Source organism: Nocardia iowensis (assembly GCF_019222765.1).
Classification (GTDB): Bacteria; Actinomycetota; Actinomycetes; order Mycobacteriales; family Mycobacteriaceae; genus Nocardia; species Nocardia iowensis.
Genome location: NZ_CP078145.1, coordinates 4,407,276 through 4,423,838 on the forward strand (window position 1 = coordinate 4,407,276; position 16,563 = coordinate 4,423,838).

18 protein-coding genes and 1 riboswitch are annotated in these 16,563 nt (G+C 66.6%); of the genes, 4 read left to right on the forward strand and 14 right to left on the reverse strand.

The genetic code is table 11. The features are described 5' to 3' along the window. Positions 1–206 precede the first annotated feature (206 nt). Positions 207–377, reverse strand: a riboswitch (M-box (ykoK) riboswitch). A 104-nt stretch (positions 378–481) separates the two neighbouring features. The 6 genes from KV110_RS20300 to KV110_RS20325 form a co-directional block, all read right to left on the reverse strand. Next, positions 482–1,111: a TetR/AcrR family transcriptional regulator gene (locus tag KV110_RS20300; RefSeq protein ID WP_218477972.1), complete on the reverse strand. Its 630-nt coding sequence runs from the start codon at positions 1,109–1,111 to the stop codon at positions 482–484. A gap of 85 nt (positions 1,112–1,196) precedes the next feature. Then, on the reverse strand, positions 1,197–1,604 hold the full coding sequence (locus tag KV110_RS20305; RefSeq protein ID WP_218477974.1) for a hypothetical protein: 408 nt from the start codon (positions 1,602–1,604) through the stop codon (positions 1,197–1,199). A gap of 109 nt (positions 1,605–1,713) precedes the next feature. Then, the gene (locus KV110_RS20310; protein WP_246634660.1) at positions 1,714–3,084 is read right to left on the reverse strand and encodes a pyridoxal-phosphate dependent enzyme; all 1,371 of its coding nucleotides are present in this window, start codon (positions 3,082–3,084) and stop codon (positions 1,714–1,716) included. Continuing rightward, positions 3,042–4,628 (reverse strand): type III PLP-dependent enzyme domain-containing protein, encoded by a 1,587-nt coding sequence (locus KV110_RS20315; RefSeq protein WP_218477977.1) that lies wholly within the window; start codon positions 4,626–4,628, stop codon positions 3,042–3,044. Before KV110_RS20315 ends, KV110_RS20310 begins: the two co-directional genes overlap by 43 nt. Next, on the reverse strand, positions 4,625–5,914 hold the full coding sequence (locus tag KV110_RS20320; protein WP_218477979.1) for a heavy-metal-associated domain-containing protein: 1,290 nt from the start codon (positions 5,912–5,914) through the stop codon (positions 4,625–4,627). The genes KV110_RS20315 and KV110_RS20320 overlap by 4 nt, the downstream gene beginning before the upstream one ends. Further along, on the reverse strand, positions 5,911–7,143 hold the full coding sequence (locus KV110_RS20325; protein ID WP_218477981.1) for an aminotransferase class V-fold PLP-dependent enzyme: 1,233 nt from the start codon (positions 7,141–7,143) through the stop codon (positions 5,911–5,913). The genes KV110_RS20320 and KV110_RS20325 overlap by 4 nt, the downstream gene beginning before the upstream one ends. A gap of 194 nt (positions 7,144–7,337) precedes the next feature. On the opposite strand from KV110_RS20325, the gene KV110_RS20330 reads away from it, so the two are divergent. Beyond that, positions 7,338–7,760 (forward strand): pyridoxamine 5'-phosphate oxidase family protein, encoded by a 423-nt coding sequence (locus tag KV110_RS20330; protein ID WP_218477983.1) that lies wholly within the window; start codon positions 7,338–7,340, stop codon positions 7,758–7,760. A gap of 12 nt (positions 7,761–7,772) precedes the next feature. Here the strand turns inward: KV110_RS20330 and KV110_RS20335 are convergent, their stop codons facing one another. From KV110_RS20335 to KV110_RS20350, 4 genes are all read right to left on the reverse strand, one after another. After that, positions 7,773–8,207 carry a CBS domain-containing protein gene (locus tag KV110_RS20335; protein ID WP_218477984.1) on the reverse strand — a complete coding sequence of 145 codons (435 nt, stop codon included), beginning with the start codon at positions 8,205–8,207 and terminating at the stop codon, positions 7,773–7,775. Positions 8,208–8,296: 89 nt separating this feature from the next. Beyond that, entirely contained in the window at positions 8,297–9,559 is a 1,263-nt protein-coding gene (locus tag KV110_RS20340) for a PucR family transcriptional regulator (protein WP_218477986.1), read from the reverse strand. Positions 9,560–9,798: 239 nt separating this feature from the next. Then, positions 9,799–10,029: a hypothetical protein gene (locus KV110_RS20345; protein WP_218477987.1), complete on the reverse strand. Its 231-nt coding sequence runs from the start codon at positions 10,027–10,029 to the stop codon at positions 9,799–9,801. A gap of 211 nt (positions 10,030–10,240) precedes the next feature. After that, positions 10,241–10,498: an SAM-dependent methyltransferase gene (locus KV110_RS20350; RefSeq protein WP_218477988.1), complete on the reverse strand. Its 258-nt coding sequence runs from the start codon at positions 10,496–10,498 to the stop codon at positions 10,241–10,243. Positions 10,499–11,224: 726 nt separating this feature from the next. On the opposite strand from KV110_RS20350, the gene KV110_RS20355 reads away from it, so the two are divergent. Both KV110_RS20355 and KV110_RS20360 read left to right on the forward strand, forming a co-directional pair. Then, entirely contained in the window at positions 11,225–11,446 is a 222-nt protein-coding gene (locus KV110_RS20355; RefSeq protein ID WP_218477989.1) for a DUF397 domain-containing protein, read from the forward strand. A gap of 89 nt (positions 11,447–11,535) precedes the next feature. Next, entirely contained in the window at positions 11,536–12,423 is an 888-nt protein-coding gene (locus KV110_RS20360) for a helix-turn-helix domain-containing protein (RefSeq protein WP_218477990.1), read from the forward strand. 650 nt (positions 12,424–13,073) lie between these two features. On the opposite strand, the gene KV110_RS20365 is transcribed toward KV110_RS20360, so the two are convergent. The 4 genes from KV110_RS20365 to KV110_RS20380 form a co-directional block, all read right to left on the reverse strand. Continuing rightward, entirely contained in the window at positions 13,074–13,301 is a 228-nt protein-coding gene (locus KV110_RS20365; protein ID WP_246634661.1) for a hypothetical protein, read from the reverse strand. Positions 13,302–13,597: 296 nt separating this feature from the next. Beyond that, positions 13,598–13,876: a putative quinol monooxygenase gene (locus KV110_RS20370; protein ID WP_246634662.1), complete on the reverse strand. Its 279-nt coding sequence runs from the start codon at positions 13,874–13,876 to the stop codon at positions 13,598–13,600. Between the two features lie 51 nt (positions 13,877–13,927). Then, entirely contained in the window at positions 13,928–14,623 is a 696-nt protein-coding gene (locus tag KV110_RS20375) for an SDR family oxidoreductase (protein ID WP_218477992.1), read from the reverse strand. 34 nt (positions 14,624–14,657) lie between these two features. Next, the gene (locus tag KV110_RS20380; protein ID WP_246634663.1) at positions 14,658–15,188 is read right to left on the reverse strand and encodes a DUF2599 domain-containing protein; all 531 of its coding nucleotides are present in this window, start codon (positions 15,186–15,188) and stop codon (positions 14,658–14,660) included. A gap of 198 nt (positions 15,189–15,386) precedes the next feature. Here KV110_RS20380 and KV110_RS20385 point away from each other — a divergent pair, with 198 nt between their 5' ends. Next, the gene (locus KV110_RS20385) at positions 15,387–16,514 is read left to right on the forward strand and encodes a lipase family protein (protein WP_246634664.1); all 1,128 of its coding nucleotides are present in this window, start codon (positions 15,387–15,389) and stop codon (positions 16,512–16,514) included. Positions 16,515–16,563: the final 49 nt, after the last annotated feature.

A 16,563-nucleotide genomic window follows, 5' to 3' on the forward strand; every position in this document is an offset into this window, starting at 1 on the left:
TCGAAAACAGCAGGTTACGGGGCTTGTCCCGAAACGGAATCGGCTGTTGAGGTGTCGCCGGGTGAATATTTGGCAAATTGGGGATACGGACTATTACCGCCGGGCATCCGGCTCACCTCCCTCGTCTCTCGGCGCACGGCGAAGCCGGGCGTTGTTTGTTCGATCGTTGCAGAGCGCAGCAGGAGAACCCGGCAAAAACGCCGGTAAGGACCCCTCCTCGTAAGACCTTTGGCACTTCACGGCGTGAACCCGGTGGACCGGGAGCCAATCGGGATCACCCCTTAAGCCGGGGAGATCTGTCCTGACCCGGGGCGTCTCTCGACGTTCGGGGTCGCTGGCCTGTTTCCGTGAAGGAGCCTCAGCGAACGATCGGCACCTTGCGCAGGCCAGTAAACACCCGAATGGAAACATTGGCAACCCGGATGTGATCGTGGTCGCAGCCGCCGCCGAATTCCGTTGCGGCGGAGCGGCCCTCGCGGGTTCAGGACTTGTACAGCGAGCGGTACGCGGTAATGACCGCGACGCAGTGATCGATGATCTCGTCCCGGGTGGCCCGCAGCGAGCCGTTGAGCCAGGCGGAGAACATGCCCGCGTTGCCACTGGCCATGGTCACCGCGGCGAGCCTGCGCTTGACCGGGTCGTCGATGTGCGCGAACAGGTGGTCCTGCATCAGCCTGGTGAACACCGGCATTACCGAGATGGTGGTCTGGCCGAGGCCGGTGCTGGAGTACGGCTCGACCAGGAACAGCCGGGACTTGCGCGGGTCGGCCAGCACCTTGTCGACCAGGATCCGCGCCAGTTCCCGGTCTCGGGACGGTTCGTCGGCCGCGGCGAAGGCGGTCATCGGTTGCAGGAACTCCTCGGCGACCTGCCGATAGAGCACGTCGAGCAGTTCGTCGCGACTGGTGAAGCTCTCATAGAAGTATCGGTCGGTGAGGTTGGCCCGGCGGCACACCGCGCGCATGGTCACCCCGCTCGCCCCCGCCTCACCGATCAGATCCAGTGCGGCCTCCAGTAGCGCGGTGCGGCGCGCCTCCCTGCGCTCGGTGAGGGTCGTGCCGCCCCAGATCCGCGGGCCCGCGTCGTCGTCTGTTTCCTGGCCTGATTGCACCGCACCAGACTAGTGCGTGATCGGCGGCGAGCCCGCCGACCCGCACCACACCGCGGATCTCGCCGGAACCGGGCCGACCGGTCGCTCAGGGCAGCACGACGCAGGCGAAGCCGAGGTTGACTCCGTTGCCGACGGTGGCCGCCGTCGACACCCACGCGTTCGAATTGTGCACCGCGTAGACGGTGTGGTTGCCCGGGACCAGTGGTGTCCACCTCGCGGTCACGGTGCCCGACGACGGGACGGTGATCCAGCCCGCGGGATCGAAAGTGCCAAGGGGGTCGACGAATCCGATGACGTCGCCGGGTGTGGCGGTCGCCGTCGCGATGTAGGTGCAGTTCGTGCCGTAGGCGGTGGAGGTGCCGAAACTCATCCCCGGCGCCAGGCCGATGGCGGTGACCGCGGCGGGTGCGGCGGGTGCGGCGAGCACGACGGCGGCGCTCATGGCGCTGAAGGAAGTCAGTGCGGCGGCAACGGATTTCTTCGACCGGAACATGAATCATCTCTTTCGACGTGGATCGGGAAGCAGCGCCGGTTCTGCGCTCCCTGTAGTTTCCGCGCGACGCGAACGAGACACGCGCGGAATCGCGGACGGCCTCCGCGCGTCATCCGCCACTTTCCAGCGGCAGCCCGGCATCCCGCCAGGCAACGATCCCACCGGCCAGGCTCGCGGCGTCGTACCCCGCCTGCTGCGCGCGGCCGGCAAACCGCAGCGACAGCTCACCCACCGGGCAGACGAACACCACCGGTCGGGAGCGGGGGAACGGAATGCCATGAGCGAACATCTCGTCGAGCTGATCATCGCGAATATTGAGCGCGCCGGGCACGTGCCCGATCCGGTAGGCCATCGCGCCGCGGGTGTCGACGATGGTCGGCTTGCCGGTGCGCTCCAACTCGGCCAGCTCGGCGGGCGAAAGTGTCGGTGTGGCAGCCAATTCCGTGGCGGTCGGTGGCGGTCGGCGCTCGGCGCGACCGAACAGCTCCGGTCTGCGCTTCTTGATGTAGGACAGGTATGGCTCCAACCGGTCGCAGACGATGAACACCGCGACGATCGGTCCGTCCGTCCGCTGTGCCGAATCAGCCGCTGCCGCAAGGGTGTCCAGCGCCGCCGCGTAGCTGGCTCCGCTGGTCGGCCCGGCCAGGATGCCGTACCCGGTGGCGAGCCGAAGGGTGGCGTCGACCGCGTGCGCGGCCTCGACGGTCACGATGTCGTCGTAGAAGTCGGGCTGGAACAGGCCGACATCCCACATCTCACTCTCCGAGCGGATGCCGGGAATGAAGTCGGTGCGGCCGGAAACCACGGCGACGGTGCGCAATTCGGGATTGTGCTTGCGCAGATAGGTGGCGGCGCCCCTCGTCGAACCCGTGGTACCCAGCCCGCCGATCAGGTAGTCGACCCTGGTGATGCCGTCGGCGGCCAGGTCCTCGTGGATCTCCCGGCCGGTGCCGTGATGATGCGCCTCGACGTTCTTCTCGTTGGTGTACTGCGACGGGTGATGGTACACGCCGGGGTGCTGTGCCATGGTCGCCTCGATCACCGAGTACACGTCGTTCGGTGTCGTCGGGTCCGGGCACTCGGACAGTCCGGGCAACTCGACGATGTCGGTGTCGAACAGCTGCAACAGCTCACGTACCTCGGCGACCTTGATCCGGTTGGTGACGGCGCGCAGCCCGATGCCGTGGATGGCGCCAAGGATCCGCAGCGCCTTGGCGGTATTGCCGCTCGACGCCTCGATGAAGGTCTGCCCGTTGGCCAGGATGGTGTCGAGATCGTCGCGGATCATGCCCCACGCCACTCGGTCCTTGACCGAGCCGAAGGGATTGTGCGACTCCAGCTTCGCGTACAGCTCGACGTCGGGCAGACCGTGCACGGCGGGGTCGAGCCGCAGCAGGGGAGTGTTGCCGATGAGTTCGGTGATGTGGTCGTAGCGCATCACGGCGCCCCGGTGGGTCGGCGCGGCATCGGCGGGCGCCACGGTCCGTGCGGTGAGGTGCGGCGGTGCGGCGGCAACCCGACCGGCAGGTGCGGTTCATAGTCCGGGTCGCGGTATACCTGGAAGCTGCCCGCCCGGTGCGCGACCGACAGTTTGATCGGCGGTGGCCGCATCGAGGCCGTCGCCGCGGACAGATCCATGTGATAGGCAGCGGTATTCGGGAACACCACCAGATCGCCTGGGCGCGGCCGCTCCGGCAGCCAGACTTTGTGATTGGTGATCAGATCCCGCTCCAGACAGAGGCGCCCGGCGAAATACACACCGACAGGCCCGGTTTCGGTTACCGGATGCAGGCTCGGCGAGGTGTCGCCCGCCCCCAGCGTCGGCACCACCGCACCGTCGACCGGGACGGCGGGGGCCGGACGGTGCGCGGTGGTGGGCAGGACGACCGGATCGACCATCACCTCCTGATCGGCCGGAGTCACCGAGTCGCGGCTGAGGTCGACATTCACCAGGACGCTGCCGTCGGCGATCTCCTTGACGAAGTCGACCCTGGCCACCGTCACCCCGGCGTGGTCGACCAGTGCCTTGCCCGGCTCCAGCCACACGTCCAGGAGATTGTCCGAGGCCAGCTCGGCGACCGTGCGCCCGCCGTGTCGCTCCAGCGGGGCGGTGAGTAGATCATCGAGCATGGTGGTCGCCGGAATCGTGTTGGCGTACTTGTGGAAAATCGGTGTCCCGTGCACCGTGCCGCCCGCCACGTGATAGCCGAAGGTGTTGCTGCCCCAGCTCATCGGCTCACCATGGCCGAGCAGCGATTCGCGCAGCGCGTGCACATAGCGGTCGAACCGGTCGGCATCGGCGGTGAAGACCTGCCGGAACCCGCCGCCGATATTCAGCACCGACGGCGTGAGCCCGTAACCGTAGGCTCGTTCGATCAGCGCCAGACATGCCTCGATCGCGCGGATCCGTTCGCCGATGTCACCGGAGTCGAGATGAAAAGCGAAGCCGAGGAACGCGATCCGGCTACGGTGTGCCGAGAGCACGTCGAAGGCGCGCTGGATGTGCGCCAGCGGCACGCCGAACCGGCTAACCTGTGCCTCGTCGAATCCGGAAACCCGTAGCAGCACCGGCACTTTCGCGCGGTCCCCGGCCAGCTCGGCGATCCGCCGCAGTTCCCACAGATTGTCCACGTTGATCGTGACGCCGCAGTCGATCAGATCCCGCAGGAACACTTCGCCTTTCGGCCCGGTCACCTCGATCCGCATCGGTCCGAAGCCCGCACCCACCGCGGCCGCCAACTCCTGTGGCGAGGCGACATCGATGGAAATTCCGGCGTGTTCGGCGGTGCGTACGAAAGCGCGCGACTGGTTCACCTTGTGTGCGTAGCAGATTCGGTGCCGTGGCAGCCGGTGGTCGAGCACCGCGCGGAATCGCTTCAGATTCTCCGTGTAGACCTGCGGGAACAGCAGGTGCACCGGCGAGCCGAACCGGATCAGCGTCTCTTCCACGGCGTCCGGGGTATCGAGAAAGGCGCGTACCAGCGGATGGATCTTCGCGGGTAGCGCCGGTAGCGGTGCTGTCATACCGCGGTTTCCGACGGCTGTGCGGGCACGGCACCCTTGGGCGCGCCGTCGGGTTTTTCGGCGACGGGGTTGTAGCCGCCGTCCCGGATGGCCTCGAATGCCCTGGCCCGATTGCGCGGACTGCGGAATTCGGCGACCACCCGCTTGCTGACCAGATCGATTTCGACCACCCGGATGTCCATTGACTCCAGCACTCCGCCGATCGTCCGGACACAGTGCTTGCAGGTCATATCCGGCACGTAGAACACGCGATCCTCGGCGGTGGCCGCGCGATCGGCGTCGTCGCCGTCCAGGTCGGCACTCACCTCGACGAGCGCGCACCGCTCGGCGACCTCGGTGAACACCGCGACGAACTGATCGATCACCACCGGCAGGATGCTGTAGTGCCCGCCGCCGAGGTGATGCGGCATCGCGGCCAGGCAGGCGGGGCGGGTGCCCGCGGGCAGCAGCGCGTACTGGCGGGAGATGAGGTCCAGGTCCTCGTGGTACTTGGCGATCGCCTCCGCAACGCTGAGTCCCTCGACATGGGTGGCGCGGCGCATCACCGTGTGGGCGTCGGAGATGGTGGCGTCCTTCATCGCGCGCAGCGTCGCCACGGTCTCGGCGGAGTAGCGCACGGTGCCGTCGGGCTGCGCGATCAGCGTCACCGGGATCATCCCGCGCCGGTAGGTGGACGCCTGTAGCTCCCAATACCAGCGGGTGGCGACGGCGGCGAAGAGGCCGGATTCGCGCATGCCGCAGGCGAATTCGGCCGCACCGCGATATGGCGTCTGCCGCGCGAGCAGGGCGTGCTGGGCGAGCGCCCGACCGGCGGCTTCGATGCCGACCCGGAAGATATCCATCGGCTCGTGGTCGGTGGTGGTGCCTGCCAGTACCGCGTGCTCACGCGGACCGAGTGCCGAAATACGTTCGGCGAAAGATGTATTCGCGTCGAGGGCATGCCAGAGTGCGAGCACGGTCTCGCGCATGGCGATGGGTACCAGCGGGCCGAGGCCGTCCACCCGATAGTGGCCGGTATTGGGGATGCCGTCGCTGTCGGTCCAGGTGATCCGATGGGTGGCGCTGGTGACCTGATACGGGCGGCAGGGGCGCATGAACCGCTCCAGGTACAGCCGCTGTGAGTAGGTGAGGTGGCTGTTCGGCTCGGTATGCAGTGCGGTGCGGGTGAATTCGAACTTGCGCCGCTCGGGGACGGGCACCGGCGCCGCGAACAGCCCCGGCTGCGCCAGCCCGGCGAGCACCCGGGACGCGGCCCGACGGTCGTAGCGCGGGGTGTCCATAGTCATCTGACCTCCTCGGCAATCGTCATGACGCACTTGGTGAATCGGTCGATCTCGTCGGCGGTGTTGTAGACGTGCGTGCTGACCCGCACCGAGTCGTCGGAGCCCGCGTCCGCGGCCGGTGCGTCGGCCACAGTGCAGTGCAGGCCGGTGCGGACCAGGAAACCCAGTTCGCTCAGCACGAATCCGAGGTCCGTCGCCGAGATGCCGTCGAGCGTGAACGACACGATGCCGTAGCCGACCGCGCAGGACGCGTACGCCGGACCGGGCAGGAATTCCAGGCCGCGGATGGGGCGAAGGCCGTCGATCAGGCGCAGCGTCAGCTCGCGATTGTGCGCGGCGATGGCGCCGACGTCCAACGACTCGAGCACCTCGAGCGCGCTGCCGAGCGCGAGCACGCCGGGGACGTTGTGCGTTCCGCCTTCGAGCAGCGCGGGCATCGCTTCCGGAACCAGCCCGGCCTCGCTCACCAGCACCCCCGAATTGCCGCCGGGCAGGAACGGCACCAGCCTATCGTGAACCCGCCTGTGGCAGTACAGAATTCCGGTTCCCGGTGCCCCGAACATCTTGTGCGCGGCGAAGATCGCGAAATCCGCGCCGAGCGCGGTGACATCCACCGGCACATGACCGCCGCTCTGGCTACAGTCGAAGCACAGCAGGATGGCGGGGTCGAGCAGGCCACGCAATTCCTCCAGCGTGGTCAGGCCGCCGTAGACGTGGTGCAGGTGGCTGGTGGTGATCAACCGGGTGCGCGGGGTCACCTTGGCGAGGATGTCCGCGGTGTCCGCCTCGCCGAGCGCGGTCACCCGATAGGGGACCAGCTCGATGCGGCGGCCGAAACGGGCGAGCAGGCCGCGCAGGTGGTGCCACGGGTGCACATTCGACGCGTGATCGGCTGGGCTGTATAGGATTTCGTCGCCATCCTCGAGCACCGCCAGCCCCCAGGACAGGGTGACCGCGTTCAGCGCCGCGGTGGCGCCGCTGGTGAAGACCACCTCATCGGGGTGCTCGGCGCCGATGAAGGCCGCGGTGCGGTCCCGGATTCTGCTCAATCGGGTGCTGAGACTGGTCGCCCACGGATAGGTGCCGCGCCCGGCATTGGCGGTTCGTGAGCTGTGATAACGGTGAATGGTCTCGATGACCGGCAGCGGCTTTTGCGTGGTCGCGGCGCTGTCCAGATAGATCTCGGTGGATTCGGCGAGGGCGGGGAAGAGCTTGCGGAGGTCGGGGGGCATCGGTGTCGACGCCGACGATAATCGCGCGGCGGACGGCCGCGCGAAATGCGACCTCGAGGCATGGGATCGCAATGACGCTCCCTCCGCAAAAGCGCTTCACAAGGTGCGCTGGACGCTCCCAACGATACGCACTTTTCGTAAGGTCTTCGAAGGTTTCTCGTGGGCAACGGCTTTGACGGACTAGGGTGGGAGCCATGGCATTGACCTTGAAAGAGCGTCAAGAGTTCCTCGCGCAGCCACACGTCGCGGCATTGTCCGTGGCCGGTGCTCCCGGTCGTGGGCCACTCACCGTGCCCATCTGGTACCAATACCAGCCCGGCGGCGAGCCGTGGGTGCTCACCGGCGCGGAATCGCAGAAAATGCGTGCGATCAAGGAGGCCGGCCGGTTCACTCTGATGGTGCACCGTATCGAGCCGACCGTTCGGTATGTGACGGTCGAAGGTCCGGTCGCCAGGGTCGAGCCGATGACCGACGAACTGCACCTCGAGCTGGTCCACCGCTACCTGAGCGGGGACGCCGCCGAGGCCTACCTGAAGCAGGCGGCCGGCTTCGGCGCGCAGGTCGTGGTCTACCTGCGGCCCGAGCACTGGCTGTCCGCGGACCTCGGCGGGGTGTAGCCGGCTGCTGGGTCAGTACTTGCCCTGCAAGTATTCGACCAGGTGCTGGCGTTCGGTCGTCAGTTCCGAAATGGCGCTCTTCACCACGTCGCCGATGCTGACGATGCCGATCATCCTGCCCTTGTCGACGACGGGCAGATGTCGAATCCGATGCTCTGTCATGGTGTTTCGCAGCCCGTCGACCCTGTCGTCGGGCGCGCAGGTGCGCACGTCGGTGGTCATGATCTCCGACACCGGGGTGTCGAGCAGCTCCGCGCCGCGCGCGTGCAGGCTGCGCACGACGTCGCGTTCGGAGACTATCCCGACGATCCCTTCGCCGTCACGTGACACGACAACCGCGCCTATGTTGCGCTCGGCCAAGGTGGCCAGCAGGCTCCGAATTGTCGTGTCGGGCGCGACCATTGCGACGTCGCTACCTTTTCTGCGCAAGATTTCGGCTATTCGCATACTTCACCATCCAGACGTCCGCGGCAGTTTCAGGATCCCAAGTCGATCGCCTGGTGACCAGCACAAATCCGTTACAGGTCACGTGGCGATCACAAACGCCGGGTGACACTGTGGTCCAGGTCCCGGGCGAGCAGGGCGATGGCCGCCTGGGAAATTCCCGCCGAGGTGGCCAGGTCGACCGTGGTGAGCTGGGCGATGCGGCGCAGCCGGTAGTCGACGGTGTTCGGATGCACGTAGAGCTGACGCGCGGTGAGCTGGCGGTTCATATCGTTGCCGAGATAGGCGCGCATGGTTTCGAACAGCTCGGGATGTGCTTCGAGCGGATCGAGGATGGTGGCGATGCGCCGGGTCGCCGGACCGCCGCGGGTCAGTTGGTACTCCACCGCCAAGTCGGCCATCTGATAGAGGCCAGGGGACTTGCCACCGACGCGAACCAGATTGAGTAGTTCGTGCGCCTGATCGGCCGACTCGGGCACCTCGTCGGTGTCGCTGGTGACGACCGTCGCGGTGAGCGGAACCTCCGCGGCCTCGGCTAGTCGCGCCAATGTCTCGGCGGTCATCATGGCGTCGGTGCTTTCACCTACCGGAATGAGCATGGTGCCGCCCTTGGTGCTGAGCAGCGCCAGCGCGCGGGAGGCGAACACGGTGGCCAGCGCGGATTGCAGCCTGCGTAGCTTGCGCCGGGCCGCGACGTGCCCGTCGACCCGCGGATCGCGTTCGTCCGGATGCTCCGAAAGGGACAGGGCCACTACCTGATACGAGTCGGCGATCGGGATGCCCGCCTGTCGGGCGAGTGCCGAGCTGCCCCGTCCGCTCAGCAGTGCCGAGGCAAGGGTTTGTGCCGCGGTCTGGTGTTCCTTGGCGACGAGATGCTGTTCGTCGACGTAGGCGTCGGCCACCGCGGCGGTGACGGCCTCCAGGAGTTCCAGCATCAGATCGGTGGCGACCAGCAGCTCGTCGACGTCGTCGGCTCTGGCGGGTGCGGTGACCAGACCGAACGCGATGCGCACCCCTTCGTGGTATCCGCGCAGGATGGTGCTGAGCGGTACGCCTTCTCTGGCCCATTGGGTGGCCGCCTCGCGTACCTCGCCGAGTTGCTCGTCGCCGGGCACGGTGCGGCGGTCGAACATTTCGGCGACCAAAGCCAGGCAGCTGCGGGTGACCTTGGTGACGTCACCGCGCAATTGCTCGCCCGGCAGGGTGCGGCACGGTGCCATGCAGGTGGCGAAGTAGCCGACCATCCGCGAGGCCACTCGGTCGGTGTTCTGTAGGGGCACCGAAGCCGGCTGGCCACCGATTTCGAGCGCCGCGTCGGAGGAACCAGCGGACATATCCAGCGCGGAGAAGGTCATTCGGGTCGCTCCATTGCCACGTCGGGCGTAATAGAACTGTGCCCGAATCGTTCGGCTCACTATACGAAAGGGTGCTGCGCGTGGTGTGCTATCGGTGAGATCTATTGGGAGCCTACGGCATTGTGCGGTAACCCGTTTGTGACCTACCGCTGTTTCGGGATATCGGCGTGCGTTCGCGCTACGTTGCAACGAATGTGTCACGCGGCGAACATCGTTGTCCACCAACTGATTCGGAGGATTTACTCGTCGTCGAGGCCGGCTGAGAGGTACGCGGCGGCGGCCAGCCACTGCCTGCACTGGGGGCCGTGGACCTCGTGGGCGGACAGGATGTCGCGTGCCAGCCGGTAGGTGAGGCCGGGGGGTTCGACACCGCAATCGGATACCGGGCCCGTAGCGGGACACTGCCGTAGCGTCTCGACGCCGGTGCCGATGACGGCGACCCGGCGGGGAGTCCGGAATGGCTGGCTCATTCGACCGCCCCTCGCGTGTGGCGTGTGGGGAGGTTGCTGTGTAGGCGCCGCCGGCTCGAACTCCCTGCGTACCTCCCCGATATGAGCCCAAGTCTATGCCGCCGTCGCTTACAGATGCAAGTACATTTGCACAGACGAACACGATGAACACGAGCTGAATCCGGGCCGACACGGCGGTCGTGAACGGCCACCGTTTCAGTTCTCTGACAGGTCATGGCTTTCGGTCGACCGCACTGTTTGCGGAGATGGTCCTGGTCAGAGGGGGCTCTGTGGCGTCGGGCTGCCATTGGGAGATCGAAATGGAGCCTCGTCGCATCAGTTTCGGTCCGTCGAGGACGCTGCGGATCTCTTCCTCGAGGCGCGGAACATGGGACGCGCCACGGATTCCGGTGTAATGCTCGCGGAGCTTGACGTAGCCGGGGCTGTCGTCGGCGTCGTCCCGCATGGCGAGGTAGCTGCCCGATGGCACGACGGCGTGGTCGTTCGCGCGATCCGCAGCAGGTCGGCGTACGACTCGGCGTGGCCGAGGACGCTCATGAACATGACGTGATCGGTTGGTCGGAAGTTCGGCAACGTCCCTTCGCGGCGACGCGCTCGCGGCGACGATGCGCTCGGTGGCGGTGTGGCCGGCAGCCTATATGTGTGGCCACGCTTTCGGGTGTTGGGCGGTAGGGCCCTTGACGGGGTGAGTCCCATCGGGGTCGTTGCCTATGTACAACTTTCGACACCGGTGTCGCGGCCTAAGCGACTTCGTGCGTGTTCCGCGTGGTCGGCCGGCAGTGCCGAAGTCGTTGCCGCCCATCCAGTAGTGCGGGATGCGCGCGGAGCGCGGGATGTATGTCCGGATCACGGGGTCTGCTGTCGCTTTTCGGGCATGCCCGGGCGTCTCGGGACGCGGGTGACGACGCGCTGCGCGGGTGCGGAGCAGGGCTGTCGCGAACGATTGGAACCTCCGATCTGCCTTGTGTAGTACCGGATTCGCGTCTGTCGGAGGGCGTGATCAGCGAGCTGAGCAGCCGGTTCGGTGGCGAAACACTCGTGCGTCACATCCCGAACCGGATGGTCCGAATTAGTAGGGGCGCAGGGGCGAACTTCGTGCTATCGTCCAAAGTGTTGGTGCAAATGCAAGAACGTTTGAGCGTGCATATGCACGAACTGTTCATCCAAAACTGGCGTAACCGAGGAGTGGGGAAAAATGTCGGATACATCCACCAACAAGATCACCGGTACCTGGCGCAAGAGCACCTACAGCAACCCGAGCGGGAACTGCGTCGAAGTCGCCGAGGCGACCAACGGCCAGGTAGCTGTACGGAACTCGCGGGATCCGGAAGGCGGCGTGCTCTTCTACACCCGCCCGGAAATCGATGCGTTCGTCCGCGGCGCGAAGGCCGGGGAGTTCGACTATCTGACGAGTTGAGCGGTAACATAAGCGATCGGTGCGGTGTGTTTCGCGACAGGTGGTTGTGACACACTGTGGGCAACCCCCGAGTATCGGAGACGAACTCAATGATCGCTGAACCCGATGACGATGGTCAGCTGCATTCCGTTGTCGCGGAACGTGGTCCGACAGTGCTGCGCATCGCACTGGGCGGTCAGTTGCGCAGGCTCCGGGAGGCGAAAGGCATCACCCGCGAGGCAGCGGGCGATGCCATCCGTGGGTCGCATGCGAAGATCAGTCGTCTCGAGTTGGGCCGCACCGGTTTCAAAGAACGTGACATCCGGGACCTGCTGACGCTGTACGGCGTCGACGAGGCCGAAGAGCGGGAGCGGTTTCTCGATCTGGCCAGGCAGGCGAACGAGCCCGGTTGGTGGCATCGCTACAGCGATCTGCTGCCGCAGTGGTTCGGCACCTACCTCGGCCTCGAGCAGGCGGCGAGCAAGATTCGTACCTACGAGGCGCATCTTGTTCCTGGACTGCTGCAAACCCCCGAATACGCCAGGGCAGTGGTGGCGCTGGGGTATGAGGACGCCGACACCGATCGGCGGGTCCAGGTGCGGCAACGCAGGCAAGAGATTCTGCATCGGTCGGATCCGCCGATCGTCTGGGCAGTGATCGATGAGGCTGCGTTGCATCGGCCGGTCGGCGGGCCGCGGGTGCACCGCGAACAGATGGAACATCTGATGCGGTTGGCCAAACTGCCGAACGTGACGGTCCAGGTGCTGCCTTACTCGGCGGGGGAACACGCCGCCGCGGGCAGCTCGTTCAGCATCTTGCGCTTCGCCGAGCCCGAGCTGCCGGACATCGTGTATCTCGAACACCTGACGAGTGCGCTATATCTGGATCGCCGGCAAGACCTCGCGCTGTACCTGTCGGTCATGGACCGATTGAGCGTCCAGGCCGAACGGCCGGAGAAGTCGATCGAGATCCTCGGTAGGTACGCCGAAGGTTACTGATCACCCGGTGAGGGGATCATGTCGGCACCCGTCGATACCGATGAACAACCAGGACACCACGCGTCACGAAGTCGGCCGTGGTGTACTGGAACGCGATCCGTGTCTCACTGCGCGGTACGGGGATGTTCAGGCGCTGTGCGCCACAATTTCGCCGAGGGCGAGGATTCGTCTGGGCTGCCGCGTGATTCGCGGCGTCTGATGGCGCTATGGTCGGCCGAGAATGGGCTGCCGTACACACCGGTGCCGAACCGGGAGCCGAGAGGCTGTGGGGCGAGCAGGGAAGTGCGAGCCTATGCCGCAGGACGATTCGGTGGGGGAGTCCGACGGCACTCGCTGCCGGTGACACCGCAGGATCCATGGTCGTCGGCGCTGGCCGATTCGGGGCGGGCATCGAGCGCCAATTCGACACGGCCACTCGATAATTCGGCGCGGGCGCGAGATCATTCAACGCAGGCGCGAGTCAATTCAGTACGCGCACCAGGTATTTCGGTGCGAGCATCATCGGGCGGCTCGACGCCCTTCGCCGCCTCAGTGCCTTGTACCGCAAGCCCTGCGCCCGAGGGTAGATCATCGCCAGTGGAGCAAGTTGGCTCAAGGCTTGCGGTACAAGGCAATTCGGCGTCTACCGGACACCGGGATGCCCGGAAGTATCACTGCTTGATAAAGCTGGACGCTATCCGCCAGAACGTCGACGGCTGCAGTGTGTGGAAGTCCCAGTCGTCGACCACATCGTGTGCGGTGGTGACGATCCGGTCGATATCGAAATCGTGCCGGGTGGCCGCACCTTTGGACTCGACGGCATCGATGACGAACGCGACGGCGGTTTCCCGCGAGTACGCGGTGTTCCTGTGGCCACTTCGGGCCGACGGTGTGCTCATTTTTATACCGTTCGCTGGCTGGTCGACCAGTGCGGCGTCGGCTATTCCGAGCCGGCCGCCGGAAAGTGGTTGGTTCATCAGAACGCCCTTGACGTTTGGCGGCGGCGGACCCACGGCGACTTCGGCCTTCGGCTCGCCCATGCGGCCTCCCCTGGTTGTCCCCTATAAAGCGTTGCGGGACTGAGTTTAGGACTCCGTACCTTTCAGATGCAAGTACATCTGCACGATCGATTTGCAAGCGCACGTGCGGGATTAGGCGTCTGAATGTTTGCTGACGCCACGTTCCGATAAGAGGATCAGTTGGCGAAAAGAACGTCTGTGCTGTAGTGAATCTGGGTGCCTGGCTCGACAAACCGCTCAGCCGCCGCGCGCATGGCCAGAAAATGTTCGGTGAAGCGGTGCGCCTCGGCGGCCTCGTCATCGGTATACAGCTGGTAGAGGAAGAATCGGTGCGGATCGACGCGGTCGGCACAGACGTCGAAGCGCAGACAACCCGGTTCGTCACGCAGTGCGGACAGCGCGCTGCGCGAGATGGCATCGAGGAACTCGGCGCGCGATCCCTCACGGATCTTCATGGATACGATGCGGCTGAACAAGGTTGCTCTCTCCCATCGAGAACGTGAAGGTCAATCGGCAAGAGGGGCTGCACCATCCGATGCGGCGCGGTCGGCGAGCTCGGCCACCGCCCGGCTGATCGCCGTGTCGCCGGAGACGAGCTCGAGGGTGGCGCCCGCCGTGTGCGTCGCGGGCAGTAGTTCGGCGAGCACGGCCGCGACGTCGGCGCGGGCGATATCGCCGCGCGGAACGCGTGGCGCGGCCAGGGTGACCAGGCCGGTGCCGGCGGAGTCGACGAGACGGCCCGGCCGCAGGATCGTCCAGGCCAGATCGCGCTCGCGTAAATCGTTTTCGGCCTGTGTCTTGGCATCGATGTAGGCGGCCCAGACTTCGTCGCTCCCAGGTGCGGGCGGCTGACCGGCGCCCATCGTGGAGATTTGCACGAAACGCCGCACTCCGGCCCGTTCGGCGGTGTCGGCCAGCCGGACGGAGCCGTCCCGGTCGACCGTGTACTTGCGGTCGGCGCCGCTACCGGCGCCCGCGCCCGCCGCGAAAACCACTGCGTCCGACCCCTTCACCGTGGCGAGCAGGTCCGCCGAGTCGGCGTGCTCCAGATCGAGCAGAACCGGTTCGGCACCGACGGCGGTCACGTCGGCGGCATGATCCGGATTGCGGATCAGCGCGACGACCTCGTCGCCGCGGCGGGTGAGCAGGTCGGCGAGCAACAGAGCGATTTTCCCGTGTCCGCCTGCGATTACGGTGCGCATGCGTCGGTCCTTTCGGTCGGGGGTGGGTCCGCACTCAGCGTTCGGGACCACCCGGATTGCAGCGGGCTTCGACGGTGGCCTGGTAGCCGACCGCGGGACGCCAGGGTTCCAGGTTCCAGCTCGGTTTGTCGGGCTGGACCAGCCTGGCCCAGGCCCAATGGCAGACGAATTGGTCGCGCATACCGGGCGTGTCCGCGTCGGGCGACTGCGCGATCACCTCCTGCCACGCGCGTTCGTCGGTGCCGGGAAAGGTGGTGTGCCGTCCGGCCTGGGTGGGGTAGACGAGCAATCGTGGTCCGTCGACGGCCTCGGTCCAGCCGACATGGTCGATGAGCGGCATCCCGGCGTACGGGTCGACGGTCGGCACGGTGCCCGGTGGCGTAGTGGCGGGCGGTAGCGTCGCGGACATCGTGGTCGGTGCGGCCGTGGGCTCGGTCGCCGGTGCGTCGGAGCCGCATGCGGTCGCCGTCGGCAGTATTACCGCACACAACAGCGCGGTCGTCCGGACCTGAACTGGCATACCGGCCCGCCATAGCCTGCGGACCGGCCGGTTCGGGTCACCCACTCCGGCTCCTTCCGCGTCGTCCCCGGGCCGACCGAGGAGCGTTCTTACCTTCGAGCCTAGCGACCGGCCGGTACCCTCGACAGTCCGCGCGCCCGGAACCGAAGCCGTCCCTGTCCGGGCGACAGCCGGTGGCACCCGGTATAGGCCACTGATTGTGGTGGCTTGCCGTGAGGGCGCCGGGGTGTGGATAGTCGTTCGATGATGTGTACACGGATCATGGCGGGGGCGGCTGGGGTCGTGATCTCGGTGGCGGTCGTGCTGGCAACACCGGCGGCGGCGCGGGCGGGCGAAGCACCGGGAACGGTGACGAATCTGACGGAGCTCACCGGGCGATTCCGGGTGGACGGCGCGGCGACTGCGGAGCGGCTGACCTATTGGTCGCGCGGGCCGCGCGGGCCGATGCAGAGTACGGGCGCGGTCTACGTGCCGCCCGGCCCGCCGCCACCGGGCGGTTGGCCGATCGTGGCCTACGCGCACGGCACCACCGGGATCGCGGATCAGTGCGCCTTCACGACGGAACCCCGCGTGTATTACCTGGATTCGCTCTACCCAGAGTTGCTGCGGGCGGGCTACGCGGTGGTGATCTCGGACTACGTCGGGCTGGGTACGCCGGGCACGCATCCCTATCTGGACGGACCGTCGCAGGCCCGCAGCGTGATCGACGGTGTCCGCGCGGCACGGGCGGTCGCGCCCTCGCTCGGTACCCGGTGGGCGGTGCTCGGCCAGTCGCAGGGGGCGCAAGCCGCCTTGTTCACCGCGCATCTCGGACCCGCCGACGCTCCGGAATTGCAACTGCGCGGCGCCGCGGCCACCGGCCCGCCGTCGAACCTCGAGCTCGCCATCCCGTTGGCCGGGCCGTGGATACCGCGCCTTCCGCTGGAGAAGACCCCCGCCTACGTGGCCATGCTGCTGGCCGGATTGCGTGCCAGCGCACCGGAACTCGATGTCGACAGCTACCTGACGCCGACCGGTCAGGACGCGCTGCGGGTAGTGGAGTCGGAGTGCATCACCGAGGCCAACGCCCGGCTGGCCGATGTCCCGATCGGTGAGATGCTGGCCAAACCACTGAACGATCCGGCGCTGGTGGCGGCGGCCAGGGCGATGCTGCAGATCCCGACCTCCGGATACACGGTTCCGCTGTTCGTCGGTCAGGGACTGACCGACATGGAAGTCCCGCCGCCGTTGACCGCCAAACTGATCGCCGAGCTGCGGTTGTCGGGTAGTGACCTCGAGACACACATCTACCCCGGCGATCACCTGGGCGCCGCACGGGCCGCGCTCCCCGATGCCGTGGCGTTCCTGCATCGCGTGCTGGATCCGACCTAGCACAGCGGACCGGAAGGGGTGCGACGTCGGCGGCGCTAGGCAACGCCGG

What these genes read in the sequence shown, in the direction of transcription:
- KV110_RS20305 (WP_218477974.1), bottom strand. Translation starts at nt 1,604, where the DNA reads ATGTTCCGGTCGAAGAAATCCGTTGCCGCCGCACTGACTTCCTTCAGC.
- KV110_RS20315 (WP_218477977.1), bottom strand. Translation starts at nt 4,628, where the DNA reads ATGACAGCACCGCTACCGGCGCTACCCGCGAAGATCCATCCGCTGGTA.
- KV110_RS20320 (WP_218477979.1), bottom strand. Translation starts at nt 5,914, where the DNA reads ATGACTATGGACACCCCGCGCTACGACCGTCGGGCCGCGTCCCGGGTG.
- KV110_RS20325 (WP_218477981.1), bottom strand. Translation starts at nt 7,143, where the DNA reads ATGCCCCCCGACCTCCGCAAGCTCTTCCCCGCCCTCGCCGAATCCACC.
- KV110_RS20330 (WP_218477983.1), top strand. Translation starts at nt 7,338, where the DNA reads ATGGCATTGACCTTGAAAGAGCGTCAAGAGTTCCTCGCGCAGCCACAC.
- KV110_RS20335 (WP_218477984.1), bottom strand. Translation starts at nt 8,207, where the DNA reads ATGCGAATAGCCGAAATCTTGCGCAGAAAAGGTAGCGACGTCGCAATG.
- KV110_RS20340 (WP_218477986.1), bottom strand. Translation starts at nt 9,559, where the DNA reads ATGACCTTCTCCGCGCTGGATATGTCCGCTGGTTCCTCCGACGCGGCG.
- KV110_RS20345 (WP_218477987.1), bottom strand. Translation starts at nt 10,029, where the DNA reads ATGAGCCAGCCATTCCGGACTCCCCGCCGGGTCGCCGTCATCGGCACC.
- KV110_RS20355 (WP_218477989.1), top strand. Translation starts at nt 11,225, where the DNA reads ATGTCGGATACATCCACCAACAAGATCACCGGTACCTGGCGCAAGAGC.
- KV110_RS20360 (WP_218477990.1), top strand. Translation starts at nt 11,536, where the DNA reads ATGATCGCTGAACCCGATGACGATGGTCAGCTGCATTCCGTTGTCGCG.
- KV110_RS20365 (WP_246634661.1), bottom strand. Translation starts at nt 13,301, where the DNA reads ATGAGCACACCGTCGGCCCGAAGTGGCCACAGGAACACCGCGTACTCG.
- KV110_RS20370 (WP_246634662.1), bottom strand. Translation starts at nt 13,876, where the DNA reads ATGAAGATCCGTGAGGGATCGCGCGCCGAGTTCCTCGATGCCATCTCG.
- KV110_RS20375 (WP_218477992.1), bottom strand. Translation starts at nt 14,623, where the DNA reads ATGCGCACCGTAATCGCAGGCGGACACGGGAAAATCGCTCTGTTGCTC.
- KV110_RS20385 (WP_246634664.1), top strand. Translation starts at nt 15,387, where the DNA reads ATGATGTGTACACGGATCATGGCGGGGGCGGCTGGGGTCGTGATCTCG.